Here is a 20,550-nt window from a genome sequence, read left to right as displayed (position 1 = left end):
CAAGGTCTCCACACAGGCGAGACAGACCGTCTGCGCCCAGCTGTCACGACGACCCGCCACCTCGGCGGCGGAGGCGATGGCCCGCCACAATGGTCTTCGACGCCGCCCATCCACTGCCGTGCTTCTTCTCCGCCTGGGCCACTCCGGGGCCGGCGCCCCGGAACAGTAACCCTACGAGAGGACGCCGGTGACGGCAGCTTCGTCCTCGCCTCGTGGGAACGGAGGTCGTGGAACGACGCGAGGACGGTGAGGATGACGGAGCCGCACTGAACGGCCGGCTTGCCCCCGGGACTTTCCGCCCTCACCAAGGGAAAGCCGGCCGCCCTGTGACGCGGTGGGACGCGTGCACACCACCGCCGTCAGGGAGTCTGCCGGCCTGGCAAGGGGCTACCCGCGTGCAAGGGGTCCAAACCGATGACCACGAGGGGGCCGCCGTTCTGGTCCTCACCTGCTCGGGTGGGCGCCGCCGTTGACTCCGAGAGTCTGTCCGGTGATGTGCCGAGCGCCCGCGGAAGCGAGGAAGTACACCGTTTCGGCGATGTCGACGGGAATCCCGGCACGGCCGGTGCAGGTCGCGTCGACCAGTTGCTCGGCCCGCTCGGCGGGGAGCTTGTCCCGGAAGAACTCGGTTTCCCGGATGTAGCCAGGCGCGACCACGTTCGTGGTGATCCCGCGGGCGCCGAGCCGGCGGGCCAGGTCGACGTTCCACGACGCCAGCCCGGCCTTGGCCGCGCCGTACGATCCGGCACCCTGGTCGGCGGCGATGGACCCGATGTGGATCACCGATCCGCCTTCGGACAGCCTGCTCTCCACGGCGGTGGTGGTCAGCACCGCGCTGATCAGGTTTGCGTCCAGATTGGCGCGCCACCGCGCGAGGACTCCGGCGAGCCCATCCCGCTCGGGGAGATCGAAGTCGGTGTTGCCGCCGGCGTTGTTGACCAGCACGTCGATCGGTCCGTCCAGCTCGGCCAGCGAGGCGACGACCTGCTCGGGATCGGTGCTGTCGCAGACGAGTGGCCGGACCGACGAGCCGCCCAGTTCGGCCGCCGCCGCGACCAGTACGTCCTCGCGCCGTCCGGTGATGTGCACGACGGCGTCCGATGCCGCGAATTTCGCCGCCACGGCCTTGCCGATGCCGGTGCCCCCACCGGTGACCAGGATTGTCCGAGTCATCTGACTTCCTTCGTGTTGGCCGATCCCTGTCACGTTTAGACCTAAATGATAGGCTGGGCGGCGTGTGGCGACAACCGTGGTGGAGGTCTGGATGAGTGCAGCGGCCGAACAGGATCCGACGCCGGACGCGGCGGACGAGATCGAGGCGGCGTGGCAGCGCGAACGGCCCGGAACGTCGACCGAGTCCATCGGCATCGTGACCCGGGTGTGGCAGCTGGCCAAGGTGTTCGGCGAGGACCGCCGCCGCGTCCTCTTCGACTCCGGCGTCGATTCGGCCACGTTGGACCTGCTCAGCGTGCTCCGGCGCAGCTCGCCGCCATACTCGTTGACGACCAGGGAACTGGCGAGGTCGACCCTGGTCACGGCGGGAGCGATCTCGCAGCGGGTGGCCCGCGCGGAACGCGACGGATTGGTCGAGCGGCACACCGAACCGCCCGGCCGCAGCGTGTACGTGACACTGACTCCGGCCGGGCACGCGCTGGTGGAGCAGACCGTCGACCGGGTGCTCGAGCGGGAACTCGAACTGATTTCCGGGCTGAGCGACGAGCAGCGGGCCCAACTCGCCTCACTGTTGCGGGTGCTGCTCGCCGAGGTTCAGAGCCGGTGCGACGATCACGGTGTTTCCCATGTCGGCGATGTCGGTACGGCCCTCTGAACCCTCCGGGGGATCGCTTGACACTGTTCACTGTGCTCGCTTTCACGGCCGCGGCGGCGGTCATCGTCATCGTTCCGGGGCCGGACCAAGCGCTCCTGCTCCAGACGAGTGCCGCCGCCGGACGTCCGGCGGCGGTGCGCACCGCCGCCGGGGTCCTGCTCGGCATCGTCTTGTGGGGTATCGCTTCGGTGGTGGGGCTATCGGCGTTGCCGGCCAACGGCAGTGTGGCTTTCCGGGTCGTCACGGTGATCGGCGCGGCCTACCTGATGTGGCTCGGGGTCATGGCTCTGCGTTCCGCGCTGTCGCCGCCTGCTCCCGCGCCGAACCGGGAAGGTCGCGGGAACACGGGTTTCTTCCTGCGCGGACTGCTCATGAATTGCCTGAATCCGAAGATCGGCCTGTTCTATCTGTCGATTCTTCCGCAGTTCCTCCCGGGTTCGGCGGCGTCGGCCCTCGGCGCCGAGCTCGTGCTCTTCGCCATCTATGTCACGGTGAGCGCCCTGTGGTTGTTCGGGTTCGCGTTCGCGGCCGGAAGTCTCCACCCGTTCCTGAACCGGCCGCCGGTCAAGAGATCGTTGGATTCGGTCGTGGGCGTGATCTTGCTGGGACTCGGCGTCGTCGCCTTGGTGGGAGTGTGACGGTGTGGTCGTGCGACAGGATGAACCGGCTCTGTGACAGGAGATTCTCGTGCCGCGGCCAGGGTGAACGGCGGTGTCCGGTGCCGGGGCCACGCGTTCCAGCTTCGTCCAGCCGGTCCAGCCTCGCGTTCTCAGCAGCTCGATCAGGCGGCGGGCCGGCGGGGCGGTGTCGAAGGCCAGTGTGTCCATCAGATCGGCGAACGGTGGGGTGACCTCGGTGTCGCCGACATAGGCCTCGTCCCGCTCGTCGGCCATCCGCGTGATGTAGACGGCCAGCTTGTCGGCCAGCTCGACCAGTTCGGGATCGTTGCCTGCCCGGTCGAGAGCCTGTCCCAGGGTGAGATAGAAATCGATGAGCGGTGGGTCGGTGATCTGCTCCCTCTTGCGCGCCGCCCACTCCGGGACTCGCTCGGGTGAATGCGCGGCCAGCAGGATCCAGCCGTCCCGCTCGACCTGGACGATCCGCTCGTCGACACCGTGCGCCCGCAGCCGGTCGAGAATCTCGACCACCTCCGGGGGCAGCACCAGACCGTCCCCGGAGGCGAGCCGGGCGATCCGCTCGCGATGCCGCTGCCGCTGCCGGATCTCGGCGCGCAGCCGCTTGTCGATGTCGGTGACCGCCGCGGCGAATTCCCTCTCCCCGGCGTGGAGCAGTTCCCGCACCCGCGACAGCGGGACCCCTGCTTCGGCGAGAGTCCTGATCCTGATCAGCTCGACCACGGCACCGGCGTCGTACCTCCGGTAGCCGGAGTGGTCGCGCCCGGGCTCCGGCAGCAGGCCCTTGGCGTGATAGTGCCGCACCGCGCGCACCGTCACCCCCGCGTACGACGCCAGCTCGCCGATGGTCAGCATCTGTCCAGTGTCCTCGCCCCGCGTGCTGGTCAGAAGGTCGCCTCGCGGATCAACCGGGCGATGTCCCGGGCGTGGGTGACGACGAGCCGGTGGTCGGCGTCGAGCCACGACGTGGTGAGGTGTGGCCGTTCCCGGACGAGCCGTTCGACTCCGGCCCGCCAATTCTCGTTGCGCCGCCGCGCCTGATCGTCGTCGCTGTTCCCGGCCATCGAAGCCGACATGATCAGGTGGATCGGGCGGTCGATCTTCCGGTACCGGTCGAGGATGCCGGAGCGCACCGCTTCGATCTCGATGTTCAGATCGAGGAAGTCCTGAGGAGTCAGCAGCACCTGACGCTCGGTGCCCGCGACCCGCTCGAACTCGTGCCGCAGTCCCTCGGCCATCGCACGGAACCCCGGCAGGTCGGCCTCGGTGAGGAACGGTTCGGGTACCGGGTTCGCGCCGTCGATGAGGACGAGCCCGGACACGGCGTCCGGATGACCGGCGGCGTAGTGCACGGCCAGGTCCGCGCCGAGCGAATGCCCCACGAGCAGGGGCGCGTGGTCTTCCGACTCCGCCATGACGGCGCCGAAATCGCCGAGGAACGCCTCGAAGGTGTACCGGTCCGCGGACGAGGAGAGGCCATGACCCCTGAGGTCGAAGGTCATCACGTCGTGGTCGCGGCGCAGCAGCTCGATCAGCTCGCGCAGGTCGGCCTGAGTCGTGAGGAGCCCGGGACACAGGACCAGCGGCCGTCCCCGGCCGCCGCGGGAGACCTCGATCGCGACGCCGTCCCGGTGGACCGTGAAATAGCTGTCTTTCGTGCTCATGGCGGCCATGCTGACGGGTTGACCCAGCGTCAGGGTCAACCCGCCGGCGGCTTCAGCGCGGGTACAGCCGGATGATCGCCGACGGCGGCACCGCGCCGCCCAGGAGAACCCCCTTCGATCGCGACCGTCCGTTGACCGGGTTTACGCCACTTCTTCGTGACCCGGTTGTCCTTCGTCGTGGAGATGAACCGGTCCTTGAACTTCTTCTTGCCGCCGTGCCCCCATATGCCCGTCCGCGTGCCCGGCTTTGTTCTTCCTGTACTTCAGTGGCCGGTGTGCGAAACGGTTTCGGGTGAGGTGTCGCAGTCGGTACCGTACTGGCGACAGCGGTGTACCGAGAGTCGAGACAGTGCGAGGTGCGGTGTCCGTGGCGGGTGAACGGGTTCCGGAGGGTGTCGACATCCGGGTGCCCAGTGCGGCACGGGTCTACGACTGGCTGCTCGGCGGTAGCCACAATTTCGACGCCGACCGCGCTGTCGGGGAGAAGGTCATGGCGGTCCTGCCCTCTGGCCGTCAGGTCGCCGCGTCCAACCGGGCGTTCCTTCGCCGTGCCGTGCAGTACATGGTCGGACAGGGCATCACCCGGTTCCTCGACCTGGGCTCAGGGATCCCGGCGGTCGGGAACGTGCACGAAATCGCCCAGGACATGGATCCCGAATGTCAGGTGGTCTACGTCGACTACGACAAGGTCGCCGTCGCCCACAGCCGCCTCATCCTGGACGCCAACCCGAACGCCGCCGTTGTCGAGGAAGACCTCTGCGAGCCTCAGGCGGTCCTGAATTCGCCCGCGGTGCGGGCGTTGCTGGATTCCGACCAGCCGATCGGGCTGCTCATGGTGGCCGTGTTCCATTTCATCCCGGACAGCCTGCACCCCACCGAGATCGTCGCCCGTTACCGGGAGGCACTGCCGGCAGGCAGCCTGGTCGCGCTGTCGCATCTGACCGCCGACCACGCGCCCCGGGAAATGGCGGCGGTCACCGAGGCGATGAAGAACAGCAGGGATCCCATGTACTTCCGCCCCTACGCCGAGGTCGCCGCGCTCTTCGACGGACTGGAGCTGATCGATCCCGGTGTGGTGAGCGCGCCACAGTGGCATCCCGAACCCGGCCTCCGTGACATCGAACCGGACGACGTCTACGCCGGGGTCGGACGCAAGGTCTGAGGTCCTCGGCGTCCTGTTCGCGACGGGAACGGATTTCCCGGCTTGCCCATGCGCGTCATCCGGTGGCGTCACCGTCGGGGGACGAGTCGGTACGACGACAGCCTGCGCATACCGCGCAGAATCTCGGCGTGGCGGACCGGCTCGATCGTCCGGACAGTCCTCACGCGCTTGCCGCGGCAGCCACCCATCGAGAGAATGGTTACGCGTCCACCGGGAAGCTTTCGGTTTCGTCAGCCTCGTACTCCGCCCGGCCTCCGGGTGACGCCGCGGTCGACGCAGATGTCCCACAACGGGCCGGAGTGGCAGATCATGACGAGTCTTTCTTCTTCGAGATCTTCTTGTCGTAATGCGTGCACTTCGGACTTGAGGTCGTGTCCCGGTAGTAGGGATTTGCCGAAACCCGACCCGGCATACCGCGATTTGGACAAAGTTTCCCCTCTCTCGGAGCTTTGCGTGATTCGCTCGTCTATTCCGTTGGGCGCGGGAATCGGCCTCTCCGGTGAAAAACCAAACTTGGGGATTGCCGCGCGCAGGTCGACAGAACGCTGTCGACCTGTCGGTGTTCGTCCGACAATGGGCGGTGCCGGACGTGACCGGCCCGGTCGTGGATACCGCCGGGTGGCGACCGGGCTTGAGTCCGTTTGTCATGCTGCCGGTGTGGCAACCACGGAAACACAGCCTGTCCAGGCGCCCGCCGGCCGGGGGCGAGCACTGGTTCTGGTGTGTCTGGCCGGCGTGCTCTGGGGCACGATCGGTCCGGTCATCCCGGTCGTCCACGACGCTTCGGGCCTCTCACCACTGGCCATCGGCGGGTACCGCGCCTTCGTCGCGGTGGTCGTCCTGGTGATCGCCGCTGCCGTGATGCGGCGGTTGCGCGACTGCGTGCGGCTCGGTCGGCGGCATTGGCGGCGGGTGGCGGCGGTCGGGGTTTCGACGGCGATCTTCCAGCTGCTCTTCTTTGTGGCCGTCCTGTGGGCCGGGGTGAGCATCACCACCGTGGTGTGCCTCGGGTTCGCGCCGGTGCTGTTGCTGATCACCGGCAGCGTCCGGCGTCGCCGCCGGCCTTCCGCCGGCCAGTTCCTCACGGTCACAGTCGCACTGGCCGGGCTTCTCCTGGTCAGTGTCGCCGGCAGCCCCGACGGCGAAGCGCCGTACCCGGTGCTAGGTGTGCTCACCGCACTCGCGTCCGGAGCCGCCTACGCCCTCTCCGCCGACGCGGCCGGGCCGTTGTCCCTACGGCTCGACACGCTGACCATGACCACGACGACGACCTGCGTCGCGGCGATGGTGCTCGTTCCCGCCGGACTGATCGTGCCGTTGGCGAGCGGCGGTGGGACGTGGACCGGCGACCTCGGGTCGTGGGCGCTGATCGGCTACCTCGGGGCCGTGACGATGGCGCTCGCCTACGCGCTGCTGTTCACCGGCCTGCGGACCACACCCAGCGGCGCGGCGGTGGTGGCGACCCTGCTCGAGCCGGTCACCGCTGTCGTGATCGCCGTCGTCTGGCTGGGTGAGCGGCTGACGGTGGCCGGTGTCGTGGGAATCGTGCTGATCATGACCGCGATCGGCAGCCTCGGACGTCAGTCGAAGGAACCGGCACCGCAGTGATCCGGCGCTACTGGGAAAATCGCCGGTCGTCCAGAGTGGACTCAGCGGTCGAATCGGTCGGCGAAACCAGCGGCCCCGGCGCCGATCCGCGGCCCGAGTTCGTCACGTCGACCGGTATCCGCCCCGGTGGTCGAAACGCTGTCGATCACTTCCTTTGGTGATGAAGAGCTGTCGTTCTATTTGATCCGTATGGCAAAGGTGGCGTGATCGAGTTCCCGTCATGAAGGTCGACGGAAGAAGGTTTGAAGAGGGTCGTGGGTGGGGTTTTTGGGTGGGAACCCAAAAACCCCCCCCCACCCCCCCACGTCGACCACACCACCCTTTCCCTTCCCCCCCCCCCGCTGGCATCCTGTCCACGAGACAAGGTGCCGCACGTGACCGATGATGCCGCGGACGGTCTTGGCAAGAAGCTCGGCGAGATCGCCCGCGCGCTGGAAGCGGAGCCGGATGTCGACTCGACGCTGGACGCCATCGTGATAGCCGCAAGTGGGCGACATTTCGATCCGGTCGGCCCTGACCGTCCACAGGGGAACCGCGAACCACTCGGCCAAAAGCCGCCCCGTCCTCGTCCTCGGTCTCGACGCGCCGGGAGCGGGCAACGACGCGCGCCACGACACCGCCGTGACGCACGAATTCTGGGCGACCCTGCCGGATTTTGTGCGCGCCCATCTCGATTGCCCGATCGTCGATTCCCTGCGGCCCATCACTCAGAAGCACACCATCGAAGGTCTCGTGATGGGCGAATCCGACTCCTGAGGCTGTTTCGCGCGGGAGAAAATCCCGCCGAAGTAACGTCCCTCTGATTCACGAATTCGCCTGAAATGGATACACGTCGATTCGCGAGGCAAGCGAGCCGAACGACTCATGCGTGAGGCTGGGAAGCGTGCCGACCCACGTCGGTCGTCCATCGCCGGGCGGGTGTTCGTCGCGTCCGGGAAGCCGATGTTCTCCGCCTGCCCCGCGCGGGACCGCCGTGGGCGTCTTGGCAAGCCCTTGAACCTTCACGCCGCCGCGGCCGGCGTTGAAGGCGAGGTTCACCCGTGCGATCGGGGATCCGTATTTCTGAATCGATTGTGGAAAACGGCTCGCCGGTTGCCGGTAAAAGTGGCTCATGGCATGGTGTCGGTTAATATCCGACGTGTCACCGAAAGTGATCAACCGAGTGTCGTTGGTGGCCGAACGATGGTCACGAAGTGTCGTCCAGTGTGCGGATTCGGGCGTAAGCCGTGGATAACTGCGACGTATGGTCCAATATAGATGGATCATTCGGACTAAATCAGCGGAAATCGTATTCCTCGGCGCGGCCGGCCGTCTTAACCTTGCGTAATTCTTCACCTGAATCTGCACTGGGGAGCAAGATGAAGTCCACGCCGTTGTCGTCGCGCGCCCGGAAGACCTCGGAGCGACTGCTCGACGCCCGATGACGGAGCCCGGCTGCGTCAGCCGATTCGACAGGCACGCCCGGCAATCGCCCGACCACGTCGCGGTCTTCGAGCACGGCACCGGGCTCACCTACGGCCGGCTCGCCGGGCTCGCGGGCGGCCGCGCGCTGCGGTTACGCGACGCCGGTGTCCGGCCGGGGGAGCGGGTCGGGCTCGTCACCGGGCACGGCAGCGCCGCGATCGCGGCGATCCTCGGCACCCTCGCCGCGGGCTGCACCTACGTCCCGCTGGACCCGACCTTCCCCCGGGAGCGTCTCGAGTACCAGCTCACGGCCGCGCGGGTGACCGCCGTGCTCGCGGATCCGGAGTACGTCGAGCTGGCAGAGTCCTTGTGCGGCACCGGATCCGTGCGGCTTGTACGCGCGGGCACGGAAACCGCGCCGCTCCCGGTGCCGGAAGCCGATCCGGACGGCTTGGCGTACGTGCTGTTCACCTCCGGGTCCACCGGCCGTCCGAAGGCCGTCGCGCAGACCCACCGCAACCTCCTGCACGTCGTAGACAACCAGATCACCGCCCTCGGCATCACCGCGGCCGACCGGCTCAGCCTGCTCGCGTCGTTCGGCTTCGACGCGGCGATCCCGGACCTCTACCCGGCACTGCTCACCGGCGCCGCGCTCGTACCGGTCGACCTGCGCGCGCACGGCCTCGCCCACGCCGCGCGCGAGCTGGCCCGGCACGAGGTGACCGTCTACCACTCGACGCCCACGGTCTACCGGCACCTGCTCGACGTCCTCGGCGAGACCGGCCTCCCGTCCGTGCGGACCGTGCTGCTCGGCGGCGAGCAGGCGACCCACTCCGACGTACGCCGGGGCCGGTTCGCGCCGGAGTGTGTGTTCGTCAACGGCTATGGCGCCACCGAGGTGACCTTCGCCGCGCACTACCGGACGACCGCCGCCGAGCTGGACCCGGACGCCGACGGGCCGCTGCCGATCGGGCACGCGCTGCCCGGGTTCACGCTCACCGTGCTGGACAGCGGCGAACTCGAAGTGCGCGGGCGGCATCTCGTCGACGGCTACCTTGACCAGCCGAGCCCGGCGTTCGGGGTGACCGCCGACGGCGACCGTCGTTACCGGACCGGCGACCTCGGCAGGCTGCTGTCGGACGGGAACCTCGTCTGCCTCGGACGGCTCGACCGGCAGGTCAAGGTCCGCGGCTTCCGGGTGGAGCTGACCGAGATCGAGGCCCGGCTCGCCGAACAGCCCGGCGTGGGCGAAGCCCGCGCGATCGTGCGCGACGGCGACCTGCTCGCCTACGTGACCGCGTCCGGCTCGCGTCCGGACGGCCGGGCGCTGCGGGCCGCGCTGGCGGACGTCCTGCCCGGCTATTCGGTCCCCGCGGCCGTCGCGGTGCTGGACGGTTTTCCGCTGACCGTAACCGGAAAACTCGACGAACGGGCGCTGCCGGACCCGCGGACGGCCGCGACCGTCCCGGCCGAGCGGCTGACCCCGGCCGAGGAACGCGTGCACCGGATCTGGTGCACGGTGCTGGGCCGTGACCGGGTCGGGCGCACCGAGGCGTTCTTCGACGCCGGCGGCGACTCGCTGCGGCTCGGCCGGGTGCAGGCGCGGCTGGCCGACGAGTTCGGGGTGGACGTCCCGCTGCTCGTCCTGTTCGAGCGCACGACGATCGCCGGGCAGGCCGCCTGGTTCACGGAGTCCACTTCGGACACTCAACCGCCGCCTGCCGCGGAGGAGCGGGCCGGGGATCTCATCGCCGTCGTCGGGCTGGCCTGCCGGTTCCCCGGCGCGCCGGACGCCGCCTCGTTCTGGTGGAACCTCTGCGCGGGCGTCGACTCGATCCACGACTACACCGACGAAGAGCTGGCGGCGCTGGGCATCGGGCCGGGCCTGCGTGCCGACCCGGCATACGTGCGGGCGGGCGGCCGGATCGACGGTGTCGAGGAGTTCGACGCCGGGTTCTTCGGGTTCACCGCCGACGAGGCCGCGCGGACCGACCCGCAGCACCGGCTTTTCCTCGAAACGGCGTGGCAGGCGCTGGAGGACGCGGGACGCGACCCCGCCGCCGAGACCGGCCCGGTCGGGGTGTTCACGGCCGCCTCGGTGAACCGCTACTTCCTGTTCCACCTGTTCGGCAATCCGGCGGTGACCGGTGACGTCGACCCGGACGACTGGGAGGGGCGGCTGACCGGCCGCCAGCTCGCCGATCATTTACCCGGCCAGGTCGCATACCGGCTGGGGCTGACCGGGCCGGCGGTGGCCGTGCAGAGCGCGTGCTCCAGCTCGCTCGCGGCGGTGGCGCTGGCCGTGCAGAGCCTCGCGGACTACCGGTGCGACGTCGCGCTGGCAGGCGGGGCGAGCGTGACGTGGCCGCGGTACCGCAGTGGCGGGCTCGCCTCCCCGGACGGCCGGTGCCGCGCGTTCGACGTCGGCGCGGCGGGTGCCGGGTTCAGCTCGGGCGCCGGGGTGGTCGTGCTGCGGCGGCTGGCGGACGCACTCGCCGACCGCGACCACGTCTACGCTGTGCTGCCCGGCTGGGCGATCACGAACGACGGCCCGGACCGCGCGGGCTACGCCGTGCCGGGACCGGCCGGGCAGGCGGCAGCGGTGGCCGAGGCGCTGGCCGTCGCGGAGGTCGCTCCGGACGAGGTCGCGCTGCTCGAAGCCCACGGCAGCGGCACCCCGCTGGGTGACGCGATCGAGGTGGCCGCGCTCAACCGCGTCTACGGGGACACGCTGCCGGAAACGTGTGCGCTGGGCTCGGTGAAGACGAACATCGGGCACCTCGACGCGGCCGCCGGTATCGCCGGGCTGATCAAGGCCGTGCTGTCCGTACGGCACGGAGTCATCCCGCCGAGCCTGCACTTCACGGCCCCGCACCCGGAGGTCGACCTGGCGGGCGGACCCTGGTACGTCCCGGCGAAGGCCACCGACTGGCCCGCCCGCGAGCGGCGGGTGGCCGGGGTCAGCTCGTTCGGCATGGGCGGCACGAACGTGCACGTGATCGTGGAGGAGGCCCCTGCCGTCCCACCACGGCAAGCGGCGAACGGTCCGTTCGTATTGCCGGTGTCCGCGCGTGACGCGAAAGCGTTGCGCGAGGCGGTATCCCGGCTGCGCGACCGGCTCGCCACGGACGCGCCGGACCTCAGGGACGTGGCGTACACGCTATCGGTGCGGCGGGCTTTCGCGTGCCGGGCCGCCGTGGTGGCGGACTCGGTCACGTCGGCGGTCGCCGCGCTCGATGCGTTGCTGGCGAACGGAACCGACGTCGAGGGCCCAACCGGGGCGGAGCGAGACCTGGCTGCCCACTGGGCCGGAGGCGGCGAGATCGAATGGATAGCGGACGGCGATCCCGGCCGCGTCCCCTTGCCGGGTTATCCGTTCCAGCGGGAGCGGCACTGGATCGAGCCACCGCATCACCACACAACCGACCAGGAGACCCCTCGGTGACCGACACCTTGCCCGTCGTGGGAGGCCATGGCCCGCCACTGTCCTATCCGGACACCACGATCACTGGGCTGATCCTCGCCCAGGCCGCGCGCACCCCGGATGCCGTCGCCGTCCGGCAGGGTGACGCCCGGCTCACCTACCGCGAACTGGTCGCGTCGGCGACCGGCGTCGCCCGGCTGCTGTGGGCCCGGGGTGCCGGGCCCGGCACCCGCGTCGGCGTCTGCGCCGACAGGCGGCCGGAGCTGATCTCGACCGTCGTGGGCGTGCTGCTGTCCGGGGCCGCCTACGTGCCGCTCGAACCCGGCGGCCCGAAGGCGCGGCTGGCCGAGATCGCCGCGGACGCCGGGGTCTCCCTCGTCGTAGGTGATTGTGCGCGGGCCGAATTCGGTGCCACGGAAGGCATCGAGGCCGTTGACGTACCCCCGCCCGCGGACGGCCCTGTCGAGTGCCCCGCCGGTCCGGACGACCTCGTCCACCTCCTCTACACCTCCGGCTCCACCGGTCGTCCCAAGGGCGTGCTGACCAGTCACCGCAACGTGGTCGCGTTCGTCACCGGGTTCGCCGCCGCCCTCGGGATCCGGCCCGGCGCCCGGGCGCTCGGCATCGCCTCGCCCGCCTTCGACGCCTTCACCATGGACGTGTTCGTCCCGCTGGTGAACGGCGGATCGGTCCAGCTCACCGGCACCGCCGACCGGGCCGACCCCGAGCGGCTGCGGCGGTTCCTCGTCGAGCACGACGTCGAGTGGGGCTTCGTCACGCCGACGCTGCTGTCCATGGTGGACCCCGCGGCCGTGCCCGGCTGGCGTGTCATCGCCTGCGGCGGCGAGCCGGTGCCCGCGGAGCTCGCCGCGCGCTGGCTGCCGGGACGGCGGTTCTTCAACGCTTATGGCCCGACCGAGACCACCGTCGTGGTCGTCACCGACGAGGTCACCGGCATGCCCGCCGATCCGCTGCCGCTCGGCCGCCCGACGCCGAACCACCGGGCGTACGTCGTGGACGCCGAGCTGCGGCCGGTCGCGCCGGGCGAGATCGGCGAGCTGCTCATCGGCGGACCGGGCCTCGCGCGTGGCTACCTCGGCAGCCCCGAGCTGACCGCCGCGAAGTTCGTCGACGACCCGATGACGCCGGGGGAACGGCTCTACCGCACCGGTGACCTGGCCCGTGAGCTGCCCGACGGCCGTCTCGAGTTCGCCGGCCGCGCCGACCGCCAGGTGAAGGTCCGCGGCCAGCGGATCGAGCTGGGCGAGGTGGAGGCCGCGCTCGCGACTCACCCGGACGTCGTCGCCGCCGCCGTGGTGGCCGTCCCCGGGCAGGGCGGCACCCGGCTGGTGGCGTTCCTGGCACCGGCTTCCGCACCGTCCGATGTGGACGCACTCGGCCAGGACCGGCTCACCGCGGCGATGCGCCCGGCCGCGGTCCGGGTGCTCGACCGCCTGCCGGTCAACCCGGTCACCGGCAAGATCGACCGGCCCGCGCTGCGCGACCTGGCCGAAGCGGTGCTGGCGGGACGACGGGAGGACCTCGGCCCGCTCGGCACCCCGGCCGAACGCGCGGTCGCGGCCATCTGGCGGCGAGTGCTCGGCGACGGCGCGGGGACGGACTTCCTCGCCTCGGGCGGGAATTCGATAGCCGCGATGCGCCTGGTCGCGGCGCTGCGGGCGGAGCTGGCCGCCGACGTCGCCACGGAGGACGTGCTCGCGAGCGGCACTCTCGACGGGCTCACCCGGCGGGTCGCGGCCGCGCCGCCGCTGACCGGACCGGGGCTGACCACCGGGCACGCGCCCGCGCTGTCCCCGCAGCAGCGGCGGCTGTGGTTCCTCGACCAGCTCGCCCCGGACGCCGCACCGTACAACATCGCGATGGCGTTCCGGCTGACCGGCGCGCTGGACGTCGGCGCCCTGCGCCATGCCTTGCGCGCGGTCGCCGAGCGGCACGACGTACTCCGCTGGCGGATCCGGGCCGTCGACGGCGCGCCGCTGGCGGATCTCCTGCCGCCGTCGGATGTTCCGCTGCCGGTGGCGCCGGTGACCGAGGACGGTCTGCGGTCCCGGCTGGCCGCCGACGCCGCGACACCGGTGCGCCTCGACCGCGAGGCTCCCTGGCGCGTAAGGCTTTACCGGCTCGGCGAGACGGAACACGTGCTCGGCTTCACGCTGCATCACGCGGCGTTCGACGGCTGGTCGCAGGACCTGCTGTGCGCAGACCTGTCGGCGGCCTACCGGGGTGAACCGCTGCCGCCGCCGGTGGCGTCCTATGCGGACTACGCGGTGTGGCGGGCCGGACGCGACGAACGCCGGGAAGCTGTGGACGTCGCCTGGTGGAGCGAACATCTCACCGGCGCACCGACCACAGTGGACCTTCCGCGTGACCGGCCGCGCCCGGCCGTGCAGACCTACCGAGGCGTGAGCCTGCGTCAGTCCTTTTCGGATGGTATCGCCGATTCGGTCCGGAAACTGGCCGCCCGCACCGGCACGACACGCGCCGGGGTGCTGCTCGCCGCGTTCGGCCAGCTGCTGCGGCGGCTCACCGGCGCGACCGACCATCTGGTCGCCACGGTCGTCGCGGACCGGCAGCTCGCCGAGTGCCAGGAGGTCGCGGGGTTCTTCGTGGACATCGTGCCGGTGCGGCTGCGGGCCGACGACGCCGCGGACTTCGCGACGCACGTCCGTGATGGCGGCGCGGAACTCCTCGCCGCGACCGCGCATCCGGCCGCGCCGGTCGAACGGCTCGTCGAGGCGCTCGGCGTGCCCCGCGATCCCGCGCACGCCCCGCTCGTGCAGGTGATGTTCAACGTCCTGAACTTCACCGAGCCGCGGCTGGACCTGCCCGGCGTGCGGTCGGCGTGGCTGCCGGTCGACAAGCCTGGGTCGCCGTTCGACCTCACGGTGTACGTCCACGACGACGGCGTCGAACTGCTGTACAACCCGGACCTGTTCGACCACGCCCGGATGGCCGGGCTCGCCGAGGACTACGTCGCTCTGCTCGGCGCGCTGGCCGCGGCGCCGGACGCGGCGGTCGGGACGAGCGTGCCGGAGCTGCCGCGGGCGGACGTCCGCACGGCCGCGCCCGCCGCGACGACCCGCGTCCGGGCACGGCCGCCGTCGGTGGCCGCGGATCCGGCGGCGCTCGCCGCGACCGAGGCCGTGATCGCTCGTGCCTGGTGTGACGTCCTCGGCGTCGCCGAAGTCGGGCACACCGACAACTTCTTCGACGCCGGCGGGAATTCGCTCGCCTTGGCCAGGGTGCACGCCCAGGTCACCGCCCGGCTCGGCCGCCGGATCCCGATGGTCGACCTGTTCACCCACCCCACTGTCCGCGCCCTCGCCGCGCACCTGCACTCCGGCGGCGCAGCTGTCCCGGAACTGGCCCGCGCCGCCGAGCGCGTCGCCGCCCGCCGAGGCCGGACCCAGACCAGAAGACCCCGTCGCACCGCCGGCCCGGCCGGCTCCTGATAGGAGCACCACCGTGAACCACCTCCCCGAAACCGGCACCGGCGATCCCGGAGCCGAACCGATCGCGATCGTCGGACTCGACGTGCGCGTGCCCGGCGCGCGTGACGCGCGGCAGTTCTGGCGCAACCTCGTCGACGGCGTCGAGTCGATCGTGCCCGCCACCCGCGAGGAGATGATCGCCCGCGGCGCCGCACCGGACACAGTGGACGATCCGAGCTGGGTGAACGCCACCGCCGTGGTCGACGGCTTCGACGAGTTCGACGCGGAGCTGTTCGGCATGACCAGCCGCGAGGCCGAGATCACCGACCCGCAGCATCGGCTGTTCCTCCAGTCGTGCCACGCCGCGCTCACCGACGCGGGCTACGACCCGGCCCGCTTCGACGGCGCGATCGGCGTCTACGGCGGGTCCGGGGGCACCGGATACCTGACCGAGAACCTGATGCGCAACGAGCGGCTCCTCGCCTCGCAGCACGGCGGGATCGGCATCTCGACCGGCAACCAGCCGAGCTACTTGACGACCTCGGTGTCGTACAAGCTCAACCTGCGCGGTCCGAGTCTCGCGGTGTTCACCGCCTGCTCGACGTCCCTGGTGGCGGTGCACCTCGCCTGCGAGGCGCTGCGCAACGGCGAGTGCGACATGGCGCTGGCCGGTGGGGTCAACGTGGAAATGCCGCACGGCGTCGGCTACATGGGTGTCGACGGCTTCACCTCGCCGGACGGCCACGTGCGCGCGTTCGACGCGGGCGCCAACGGCACGGTCTGGAGCAGCGGCGTCGGGGTCGTGCTGGTGAAGCGGCTGTCGCAGGCGATCGAGGACGGCGACCACATCCGGGGTGTCGTGCTGGGCAACGCGATCAACAACGATGGCGCCACCAAGGTCGGTTTCTCCGCGCCCAGCGTGTCCGGGCAGACGGAGGCGATCGCGCAGGCCGTCGGCATGGCCGGTGTCGATCCGCGCACCATCGGTTACGTCGAGGCGCACGGCACCGGAACCGCGCTGGGTGACCCGATCGAGATCACCGCACTGTCCACTGTGTACGGGGACAGGGTCGCGGACACCGGCTGGTGCGCGATCGGCTCGGTGAAGTCCAACATCGGCCACCTGTCGCAGGCGGCGGGCGTGGTCTCGCTGATCAAGGCCGTGCTCGTCATGGAGCACGGGCTGATCCCGCCGACCATCAACTATCACGAACCCAACCCGGGGATCGACTTCCCGGCGAGCCCGTTCTTCCCGGCGCGCGAGGTGACGAAGTGGGAGGCGGGCCGGGTGCCGCGGCGGGCGGGCGTCAGCTCGTTCGGCGTCGGCGGCACCAACGCGCACGTCGTGCTGGAGGAGGCGCCGAGTCCGCAGCGGTCCCGGACGCCGCATCCGGCGCATCTGCTGCGGGTGTCGGCCAACACCGCGGAAGCGCTCTCGGCCGCGGTCGACCAGCTCGCCGAGCGGCTGGCCGGGGACGTCGACCTCGACCTCGCCGACGTGGCGTACACCCTCGCCGCCGGGCGCACCGAGTACCCGCACCGCGCGGTCGTCGTCGCCCGTGACCCGGAGGACGCGGTCGACGGGCTGCGCGACCCCCGGCGCCTCGTGTCCGCACAGGCCGGGGAGACGAACGTGGCGTTCCTCTTCCCCGGGCAGGGTTCCCAATACGCCGGGATGGGCGCCGAGCTGTACGACGCCGAGCCGGTGTTCGCCGCGGCCGTCGACGAGTGCCTGCGGCTGCTCGAACCCGAGCTGCCGGAGCTGCGCGACCTGATCTTCCGGCCCGGCGGCGAGCAGGCGCTGCGGGAAACCCGCGTGACCCAGCCCGCGCTGTTCGTCGTCGAGTACGCGCTGGCGAGGCTGTGGCAGAGCTGGGGTGTGCGGCCCGCGGCGATGATCGGTCACTCGGTCGGCGAGTACGTCGCCGCCACCGTCGCCGGGGTCTTCACCCTGCCGGACGCGCTGAACCTGGTCGCCACCCGCGGCCGCCTCATGCAGTCGATGCCCGCCGGGGCGATGCTGGCCGTCCAGCTCGACGAGGAGAGCGTCACCTCGCGGCTGCCGGGCACGCTCGCGATCGCCGGGGTGAACGGGCCCGGCACGTGTGTCGTGGCCGGGCCGTCGGACGCGGTCGCGGATTTCGCGGCGACGCTCAAGGCCAGCGGCGTGCAGTGCCGCGAGCTGGTGACCTCGCACGCGTTCCACTCGCCGATGATGGACCCGATCCTCGCCGAGTTCACCGCGGCCGTCGCCGCCGTCACCCGCATCGCGCCCGCGCTGCCGTTCCTGTCGAACGTCACCGGCGACTGGATCACCGACGCCCAGGCCACCGACCCGGCCTACTGGGCCTCGCACCTGCGTCAGGCCGTCCGGTTCGGCGACTGCGTCAAGAACCTGTTCGCGCGCGGCGGCCGCTGGGCGCTCGTCGAATGCGGCCCGGGTCATCAGCTGTCCGGACTGTCCCGCGGCCAGGTCCCCAAGGGCATGCCCGCGCCGCAGCCGAGCCTGCCGGGCCGTACCGAGCGCATCGGCGACGTCGAAACACTGTACGGCGCGGCCGGTCTCTTGTGGACGAACGGGGTTTCCCTGGAACCGCGCATGTTCGGCGCGCCCGGCCACCGGGTGCCGCTGCCCGGCTATCCGTACGCGCGCAAGCGGTACTGGGTCGACCCGGACCCGATCACGGCTGCCCAGCCCGCGCGGTCGACCGGTCCGCTGCCGCTGTCCGAGTGGTTCGCGGTCCCGGCGTGGCGGCAGGCGGAACCGGACCTGAGACGCGAGCCCTTCGCGAACGCGCTCGTCTTCGCCGCTGACGACGTCTTGCCCGGTCTTCTGCGCGAGGCGGGTGTGACGGTCACCGAGGTGCGTCCCGGTGACGGGTTCGCCGCGACGGAGACCGGATTCACCGTCCGGCCCGGGGCCCGCGAAGACTACGACGCGCTCGTGGCCGCGCTGCCCGCCCGGCCCGAGCGGGTCGTCCACGCCTGGACGCTGGCCGGGGAAGAGCGCGGCATGGCCGCACAGGACCACGGGTTCTTCAGCCTGCTCAATCTTGTTCAGGCCTGGGGCGAGCCGGTGCGGATCGACGTGCTGAGTACCGGCACCGTCGACGTCACCGGCACCGATCTGAACCGCCCCGAGCACGCGACCCTCGCCGGCATCGCCCGGGTCGTGCCGCTGGAAGTCCCTGGCACGGTGGTGCGCCGGATCGATGTAGATCGCCCGCAGGACGCTGTCGCTGAGCTGTTCCGCCCCGCCGACGCGGCCGCCGAGGTCGCGCTGCGGGCCGGCCGTCGCTGGATACTCGACTATACCCAGCTCGCCCTGCCCGAGACCGCCGAACCGGTGCTGCGCGACGGCGGCCGGTACCTGATCACGGGCGGGACCGGCGGCATCGGCATCACGCTCGCCGAGGACCTCGCTCGCCGGGTGCGGGCGAAGCTCGTGCTGCTCACCCGCGCCGGGCTGCCGCCGCGGGCGGAGTGGGACGCGCACCTCGCCGCGCACGGCGGCACCGACCGTGCCGGGCGCGCGATGCTCGCCGTGCGGCGGATGGAGACCGCGGGCGCGGTAGTGCACGTCGTCGCCGCCGATGTCACCGACGCGGGGCGGCTGCGTGAGGTGCGTGAGCTGGCCGAGCGCGAGTTCGGCGGCCTCGACGGGATCGTGCACGCGGCCGGGTTGCCCGGTGGTGGCGTCGCCGAGGTGAAGGAGCGGGCCGCGGCTGAGGCCGTGCTGGCCCCGAAGATCGCCGGGACGCTGGCTCTTGCCGAGGCGTTCGCCGACCTGCCGATGGACTTCGTCGCGCTGTGCTCGTCGATCACGGCGGTGACGGGCGGCATCGGGCAGGTCGACTACTGCGCCGCCAACAACTTCCTCGACGCCTACGCGCGGGGCGGCCACGGCTGGCGGGCGCGGCTCGTCTCGCACGCCTGGGGTGGCTGGGAAGAGGTCGGCATGGCCGCGGAAGTGGCCGCGCCGACCACGATCCGCACCACCCGGTCGCGGGCACTCGGCCCGGTCGAGCACCCGGTGCTCACCACGCGCACCGAGGACGGCGCGCACGGGCTCGTCTCGGCGGCCACGCACTGGCTGCTCGACGAGCACCGGATCGCCGGGGTGCCGGTGGTGCCGGGTACGGGACACCTGGAGACCGTCCGCGCGGCGGTGGCCGCGGCGCTGCCGAAGCCCGGTGACGGGCACGTCGTCGAGTTGCGGGACGTCGCCTTCCTGGAGCCGTTCGGCGTCCCGGACGGCGCCACCGCGGAGTACCGCGTGGAGTTCGACGGCGACGACTTCACCGTGACCAGCCACGTCGCCGGCGCGAGCCGGACCCACGTGCGCGGATCCGCCGGATGGGTCGAGGCGGGGCCGACGTCCACTGTGGACATCGAGGCGGTGACCGGGCGGACCGAGCCGATCGACGACGGGCACGGCTTCGGCACCGGCCGCACCAGCATGGTCACCTTCGGCCCGCGCTGGGCGGCGTTGCGCGAACACCGCATCGGCGCGGAGGAGGAGCTGGCCACGATCACGGCTCCCGACGCGGCGGCGGGTGACGCCGGCGCGTGGGGCCTGCACCCGGCACTGCTGGACGTCGCGACCGCGTTCGGCCGCGGCCGGGGGAGCGGCACCTACCTGCCGATGAGCTACGGCCGGATCGTCGTGCACGACGCGCTCCCGGCGAGTTTCCGCAGCCACCTGCGCTACCGCGACTCCGGCGGCGACCAGGTGGTGGCGGCCGACCTTTCGCTGTGCGACGAGACCGGTCGCGTGCTCGTCACGATCGAGGATTTCGTGCTGCGCCAGGTCGATCAGGCCGCCGTCGGCGGCGGCCTGACTTCGGCGTCCACTGTGGACACTGTTGGGACGTCGACCGGGATCCGGCCGGTGGACGGTGCCGAGGCGTTCGTGCGGGCGCTGGATCCCGGTCTCGGCGGGCAGGTGGTGATCAGCACCCTCCCGGTGCGGGAGCTGATCGAGCACCAGGTCACCGTCGAGGAGCTGGACGAACCCGACGAAGCGCCGGTGAAGGTGTCGGAGGACGACTACGTCGCCCCGCGCACCGAGCTGGAGGCCGAGATCGCCCGCCAGTGGACCGAGCTGCTCGGCGTGGAGAAGATCGGCGTGCACGACGACTTCTTCGCCCTCGGCGGCAACTCGCTGGTCGCCATCCAGCTCATCGCCCAGGTGCGCAAGGCCACCGGCACGCGGCTGGCGATGAAGACGCTGTTCGAAGCGTCCACAGTGGCCACTCTGGCCGAGCGGATCGAGGAGCTGCGCGCCGGCAAGGCCGAGGCGCCGGACGAATCCGCCCGGACCACCATCCCGAAGCTTGAGCGCTGAAGCGGTGGGTCAGGCCTCGTGAGTGG

Annotated in this window: 11 protein-coding genes and 1 pseudogene; 8 read left to right on the top strand and 4 right to left on the bottom strand. The window is 71.2% G+C overall.

Translation table 11 applies throughout. The features are described from left to right. Nucleotides 1-444: 444 nt before the first annotated feature. Nucleotides 445-1,173 (bottom strand): SDR family NAD(P)-dependent oxidoreductase, encoded by a 729-nt coding sequence (locus AC0685_RS06340; RefSeq protein ID WP_478224614.1) that lies wholly within the window; start codon nt 1,171-1,173, stop codon nt 445-447. A 91-nt stretch (nt 1,174-1,264) separates the two neighbouring features. On the opposite strand from AC0685_RS06340, the gene AC0685_RS06335 reads away from it, so the two are divergent. Both AC0685_RS06335 and AC0685_RS06330 read left to right on the top strand, forming a co-directional pair. Next, on the top strand, nt 1,265-1,828 hold the full coding sequence (locus AC0685_RS06335; protein WP_478224613.1) for a MarR family winged helix-turn-helix transcriptional regulator: 564 nt from the start codon (nt 1,265-1,267) through the stop codon (nt 1,826-1,828). Then, on the top strand, nt 1,777-2,466 hold the full coding sequence (locus AC0685_RS06330) for a LysE family translocator (protein ID WP_478224893.1): 690 nt from the start codon (nt 1,777-1,779) through the stop codon (nt 2,464-2,466). Before AC0685_RS06335 ends, AC0685_RS06330 begins: the two co-directional genes overlap by 52 nt. A 657-nt stretch (nt 2,467-3,123) precedes the next feature. On the opposite strand, the pseudogene AC0685_RS06325 reads toward AC0685_RS06330, so the two are convergent. Beyond that, nucleotides 3,124-3,318, bottom strand: a pseudogene (locus tag AC0685_RS06325) (MerR family transcriptional regulator); the annotation flags it as partial. Nucleotides 3,319-3,347: 29 nt separating this feature from the next. After that, complete coding sequence (locus tag AC0685_RS06320) at nt 3,348-4,127, bottom strand: alpha/beta fold hydrolase (RefSeq protein ID WP_478224612.1); 780 nt, start codon at nt 4,125-4,127, stop codon at nt 3,348-3,350. 361 nt (nt 4,128-4,488) lie between these two features. Between AC0685_RS06320 and AC0685_RS06315 the strand changes: the two genes are divergently transcribed. The 3 genes from AC0685_RS06315 to AC0685_RS06305 all read left to right on the top strand — a co-directional run bounded on the left by AC0685_RS06315 (nt 4,489) and on the right by AC0685_RS06305 (nt 7,653). After that, nucleotides 4,489-5,289: an SAM-dependent methyltransferase gene (locus tag AC0685_RS06315; protein WP_478224611.1), complete on the top strand. Its 801-nt coding sequence runs from the start codon at nt 4,489-4,491 to the stop codon at nt 5,287-5,289. A gap of 657 nt (nt 5,290-5,946) precedes the next feature. Continuing rightward, entirely contained in the window at nt 5,947-6,897 is a 951-nt protein-coding gene (locus AC0685_RS06310) for a DMT family transporter (RefSeq protein ID WP_478224610.1), read from the top strand. 486 nt (nt 6,898-7,383) lie between these two features. Next, nucleotides 7,384-7,653: a hypothetical protein gene (locus AC0685_RS06305; protein ID WP_478224609.1), complete on the top strand. Its 270-nt coding sequence runs from the start codon at nt 7,384-7,386 to the stop codon at nt 7,651-7,653. A 48-nt stretch (nt 7,654-7,701) separates the two neighbouring features. On the opposite strand, the gene AC0685_RS06300 is transcribed toward AC0685_RS06305, so the two are convergent. Next, nucleotides 7,702-8,055: a hypothetical protein gene (locus AC0685_RS06300; protein WP_478224608.1), complete on the bottom strand. Its 354-nt coding sequence runs from the start codon at nt 8,053-8,055 to the stop codon at nt 7,702-7,704. 262 nt (nt 8,056-8,317) lie between these two features. Between AC0685_RS06300 and AC0685_RS06295 the strand changes: the two genes are divergently transcribed. The 3 genes from AC0685_RS06295 to AC0685_RS06285 are packed head-to-tail and all read left to right on the top strand — an operon-like array spanning nt 8,318 to nt 20,524. After that, nucleotides 8,318-11,746, top strand: coding sequence for a non-ribosomal peptide synthetase (locus tag AC0685_RS06295; protein ID WP_478224607.1), 3,429 nt, complete (start codon nt 8,318-8,320; stop codon nt 11,744-11,746). After that, nucleotides 11,743-15,198: an acyl carrier protein gene (locus AC0685_RS06290; RefSeq protein ID WP_478224606.1), complete on the top strand. Its 3,456-nt coding sequence runs from the start codon at nt 11,743-11,745 to the stop codon at nt 15,196-15,198. The genes AC0685_RS06295 and AC0685_RS06290 overlap by 4 nt, the downstream gene beginning before the upstream one ends. A gap of 13 nt (nt 15,199-15,211) precedes the next feature. Next, nucleotides 15,212-20,524, top strand: coding sequence for a type I polyketide synthase (locus tag AC0685_RS06285; RefSeq protein WP_478224605.1), 5,313 nt, complete (start codon nt 15,212-15,214; stop codon nt 20,522-20,524). The last annotated feature ends 26 nt before the right edge of the window (nt 20,525-20,550 follow it).

Source organism: Amycolatopsis sp. NPDC043889 (genome assembly GCF_056435645.1).
Note: the sequence above shows the minus strand (reverse complement) of the source record. Positions and strands in the feature narration are given on the sequence as shown.